The organism is uncultured Lutibacter sp. (genome assembly GCF_937891065.1).
Taxonomy (GTDB): Bacteria; Bacteroidota; Bacteroidia; order Flavobacteriales; family Flavobacteriaceae; genus Lutibacter.
Genome location: NZ_CALAEQ010000187.1, coordinates 1 through 5,211 on the forward strand (window position 1 = coordinate 1; position 5,211 = coordinate 5,211).

General features: G+C 29.7%; 4 protein-coding genes. 3 read left to right on the forward strand and 1 reads right to left on the reverse strand.

The features are described 5' to 3' along the window. Window positions 1–542: 542 nt before the first annotated feature. On the reverse strand, window positions 543–1,415 hold the full coding sequence (locus Q0352_RS10225; RefSeq protein ID WP_299527201.1) for an AraC family transcriptional regulator: 873 nt from the start codon (window positions 1,413–1,415) through the stop codon (window positions 543–545). Window positions 1,416–1,548: 133 nt separating this feature from the next. On the opposite strand from Q0352_RS10225, the gene Q0352_RS10230 reads away from it, so the two are divergent. Genes Q0352_RS10230 through Q0352_RS10240 form a run of 3 tightly spaced genes read left to right on the forward strand, consistent with a single transcriptional unit; the run spans window position 1,549 to window position 5,168 of the window. Next, entirely contained in the window at window positions 1,549–2,355 is an 807-nt protein-coding gene (locus Q0352_RS10230; protein ID WP_299527202.1) for a phytanoyl-CoA dioxygenase family protein, read from the forward strand. Further along, window positions 2,356–3,186 (forward strand): sugar phosphate isomerase/epimerase, encoded by an 831-nt coding sequence (locus Q0352_RS10235; protein ID WP_299527203.1) that lies wholly within the window; start codon window positions 2,356–2,358, stop codon window positions 3,184–3,186. It begins immediately after the preceding gene. A 2-nt stretch (window positions 3,187–3,188) separates the two neighbouring features. After that, window positions 3,189–5,168 (forward strand): beta-L-arabinofuranosidase domain-containing protein, encoded by a 1,980-nt coding sequence (locus Q0352_RS10240; protein WP_299527204.1) that lies wholly within the window; start codon window positions 3,189–3,191, stop codon window positions 5,166–5,168. Window positions 5,169–5,211: the final 43 nt, after the last annotated feature.

Sequence of the window (5,211 nt, forward strand, 5' to 3'; positions counted from 1 at the left end):
TCGTTTATTAATTTGTAACTATAATTTGCCATTATGTTAAATTGCCGCTGTCAAACGCTCGATTGCTTTGTATAAACAAAATGCTCAGGCATTTTTTTCTACACGCAATTTGCAGCCGCTTGCCAACGCCAAAAAAAGCAATCCTTTTAGTTTTATAATTACATTTTGAATAAGTTTGAATACTCACGTTCTAAAAGTTTTCAAGATGCTTTCGTTGTGTTGGCGCAACAGTTTACGGCATAATTTAGAAAGTCCTGTGGACTTTTGAAATTTTGAGCGAGCCTTTTAGCGTTGGCAATACCAGATAATTTCTAAACACTTGCTTAATTTTCGTTTTCAAATAAGCTTTCTTTCATTATGCTTATCTTTTTTCCTTGATGAAAAAAGTAACAAAAAAATCAAGGCTGCACAAAACTTTGGAAACAATTACGGCTTATTCGCTATATTTTAGGAAACATTTGAATTCTTTACTTTATTGTAATTTTTTTGTAAAATTCCAATTATCAATAATATGTATTACTAAACCCCTAAAATATATACGCTCACTCGCCTATTGTTTTAACCAAAGTTTTATGAGGCCATACTTTTCGAAATTCACTAGGGCTTTTTTCTTTTATTTTTTTAAATGTTCTATTAAAATGACTTAAACTTTCAAATCCACAATCAAAAGCAATTTCTTGGATAGGCATTTCTGTAGTCATCAATAATTGGCAAGCATATTCTATTCTGGCTAGATTTAAGTATGTAATAAATGAAAGACCAATCGAATTTTTAAACCATCTACTAAAGGATTGTGAAACCAAATTTGTTCTTTCAGCCATTAAATTAACCGTCAACTTTTTATTTAAGTTTTCTAATATATACGTTGTAGTTTTTTCAATTTTGTTTTGATTCTTTTCATTGTCTATACCTTTATTATAAATTTTTGTAGAAAGGCAGTTTTTATTGCTATCAACGTACAATTGATAAATAATTTGTACTAAAGTACTTATTTGCTCGGGACCAGAAATCTTACTGAATTTTTTTATTAATCGAATTAACTTAGGTTTTGGAGCCATAAAGTGTAATCCTTTTTCAGCTTCATTAAATAGGTTTTGAAATTGTTGACATTCAGGAAACTGATTAAAAATTTCAGCAGAAAACTGGAATACAAATGCTTTTTGAACTTCATTCTTAGCGTCTAATAAAGAAACCCAAGTATGAGGAAGGTGCGAACCAACTAAAACTAAGTCATTTTCAAAATAAGGTAAAATACTATTTCCTACAAAACGAGTCCCCTGCCCTTTTACAATATATGTTAATTCAATTTCTGGATGATGATGCCAATAAGGTTCTAAATATTCCTTTTCAACCTTAAAAAAGTTAAAAGACTTTTTTAATTCTTTTAATCTTATTTTTTCAACAACTGGCTTCATATTAGCACTTATAAACTTTTGGAGCAGTCAAAAATACATTTTTATGTTTAAATATGCATAGTATTAGTTAAAATCTAAAAACTTTAATCATTTTGTTATCTCTAATTTTGTTATAAATTAAAACTATAAACCAATGAAAACCTTTGAGTTATTAGAAAAACACTATTCAATTTCACAAGAACAGATTGATTTTTATTGTAAAAATAGATATATAAAGCTGAAAAATGTTTTAGATTTTGATACTATTCAATATTTCAATAAAGTCATTTCTAAAAAAGTTGGTGAAATGAATAAAGATGAAACTCCTTTAGAACAAAGAAGTACATATGGAAAAGCATTTTTACAATTGTTCAATCTATGGACTCAAGATGCATCAATTAAAAAACTTATTTTTTCTGAACGAATTGCAAAAATCGCTTCAGATTTAATGCAAGTTGATGGTGTAAGATTGTACCACGACCAAGCTTTATTTAAAGAAGCTGGTGGTGGAATTACTCCTTGGCATGCCGATCAGCATTATTGGCCTTTAGAAACAGATAAAACCATTACTGCATGGATACCATTGCAAGAAACACCACTTGAAATGGGGCCACTAGAATTTAGCGCAGGAAGCCATAGATTACTAAATGGACGAGATCTTTCTATAAGTGATGAAAGCGAATCATTAATTCAAAAGCGGCTTAAAGTAACTGATTTTAAACATATTATTGAACCATTTGATGTTGGAGAAGTTAGTTTTCATTCAGGTTGGGTATTTCATCGAGCTGGTGCCAATTCTACTAATGATATGCGAAAAGTTATGACTATTATTTATATGGATAAAAATATGAAACTTGTAAAACCTAGTAATACCGGACAACAAAATGATTGGGAAACCTGGTGTCCTGGTGTTAAGGTTGGTGAAATTATTAATTCCCCATTAAACCCTAAATTATACTAAATGGAAAATATCAAATACTTATACCCTTTTTGGGGACATAAGGATTTAAATCCTACAAATTTTTTAAACCTTGCAATTTCTAATGATTTTAATGGAATAGAAATTAACATTCCTAATAACCCAGTTTTTGAAGGTCTTTTTTACGATTTACTTAATAGCAAACGAGAAGAGAATCCTAATTTTATTTGTGGTTTACAACAGGTTTTTGGAGTTCAAAAGGAATCATCAAAGGAATACCTTAATAAAGTTTTGAACCGTTTAGAAGCTATGGTACACTATAAACCAAACTTTATCAACTCCCATACAGGTAAAGACCACTATTCCTTTTCAGATAATTGTAAAATTATAGATGCTATTGAAGAATTTTCTTTAAAATCTGGAATTCCTGTATATCATGAAATTCATCGCGGACGTTTCACATTTCATTCGGCTACAACTTTAAAATATTTAGAGGTATTTCCAAATTTAAAACTAGTTGGTGATTTATCGCATTGGTGTGTTGTTTCAGAAAGTATGTTACAAGATCAAGAAGAAATTATTCAAAAGGTAATTCCACATATAAATCACATTCATGCACGAGTTGGTTTTGAACAAGCACCACAAGTTAATAATCCATTTGCTCCAGAATGGAATGAGCATTTATCTTTTTATTTAAATTGGTGGCAGCGAATTATTGACTATCATATTGAAAGAAAGAATATTACAATAACTCCAGAATTTGGACCTTTTCCATATATGCCTCAAAGCCCTTTTGATCAAAAACCATTGGCAAATCAGCGGGAATTGAATAAAACAATGAAAAAAACTTTAGAAAAGTATTTAAAATATTAACCATGAATCAAATTTTTAAAATTATTATTTTGTCATTAATTACTTTAAGTTGTACTGAAAAAAACAACATTTCAAAAAAATTAAACATTTCAACAGTTCAATTTGGAGATATTCAACCTGATGGATGGATGAAAGCTCAAATGGAAAACGACGTAACAAATGGTTTTGTTAGTGCGTTAGATTCTTTAGCTCCTGAACTTGTTGTGGAAGATGATATTTATGGTAAAGATCGCATGACAAAAGAAGTAAAATCGAAAGATGTAGGTGCTATCACAGATGATAATGGTGAATGGGAAGTGCAATTTTTATGGTGGAACAGTGAAACTCAATCCAATTGGTGGGATGGTTATATAAGAAATGCAATTTTAACTAAAGACCAAAACGCACTAAATAAAGTAAAAACGTATGTGGATACTAAATTAAAAACTCAAGACGAAGATGGTTATTTAGGTGTGTATGCTCAGGATTTACGCTATAAACATACAACTGAAAATGGAGAATTATGGGCTCAATCTTCTTTGCTAAGAGGCTTATTGGCATATTATGAATATTCAAAAGAAGAACGTGTATTAAACGCCATTGAAAAGGCAGTACAACTTACCATGAAGTCCTACTCTATTAACAATTCTGAACCTTTTAATATTGAAAAACCATTTGCGGGTGTTGGGCACGGATTAACTTTTGTTGATGTTTTAAATAGATTATATGAATTAACTAATAACGAATCATATATAGATTATGCTGTTTTCCTTTATCAAGATTACGATAAATATAATTTGTCTGAAGTAGATATTCAAACTAAAAATTTATTAAATCCTGAATATAAATTTAAAGGTCATGGTGTACATACTTATGAGCACTTAAGAGCTTTAACAATGGTTGCGAAATACACGAAGGATTCAATTTATAAAAATGCATTGGAAAAATATTTAGAACGCTTAGAGAAAGTAACAACACCAAGTGGCGGACCAATTGGCGATGAATGGATTTTTGAAAGAACTGCAGATGCGGATAATACAGGTTATGAATATTGTTCGATACATGAATTGTTAGATTCTTACAGCCTTTTATTGAAAAGAACGAATGATTCTAAATGGGCAGATAAAATGGAATGGTTACTTTTTAATGCTGCACAAGGAGCGAGAAATCCAGATGGTAAAAGCATTGCATATTGTAAAACTGATAATTCTTATTTTATGCAAGGTGCTTTTGAAATAGAAAATATTGGTAAAAACAATCATAACCGATTTAAATACTCACCTGTGCATAAAGAAGTTGCCGCTTGTTGTGTGCCCAATGCTGGTCGTATTTTTCCTTATTATGTAAATTCTATGTGGGCAAAAAATAATGATGGATTGGTTTTAAATTTATTTGGTGCTTCAGAATTTAACACTACCATTAATGAACATAAACTAAAAATCCTTCAAAAAACGAATTATCCATTTGATTTTAAAATTGACTTGGAAATAGACATTGAAAGTCCTGAAAACTTTCAAATTGCGATTCGTAAACCAAAATGGGCAACATTCTACACATGTTCTTCAAGCGCAGATAAATCAGAAAATGAACATTATCTTTATTTGAATAAAACCTGGAAAACTGGAGATGTAATTACCATTCAATTTGAAGCTGAACCAAAAGTAAATTTAGATTTATTGGGAGATTACTTTTTTAGTTATGGTCCATTGGTTTTCGGATTGCCAATTGAAAGTAAAGAAGTTGTTCAAAAAATTTATCCATATAAAGATTTTAAAGATTTGGAATATCACTCTAATGCTTCAAAAGGAACCAAATGGAAAATTGTTGATCCAACTAAAATTAAATTGAAAACAAATGAAAATGAACCTTTATGGAATCATTTTAAAATGGAAACAACATTTATCAATTCAAAAAATGAGACTGAATTAAAAGAATTAAAACCGATGGGCAATTTAATATTAAGACAAGTAACTTTTCCAAAATTAGAGAACAATGAAAATTAAGTTTATTTACCTTTTAATAGTGCTTATTGCTTCTTGCAAAGGA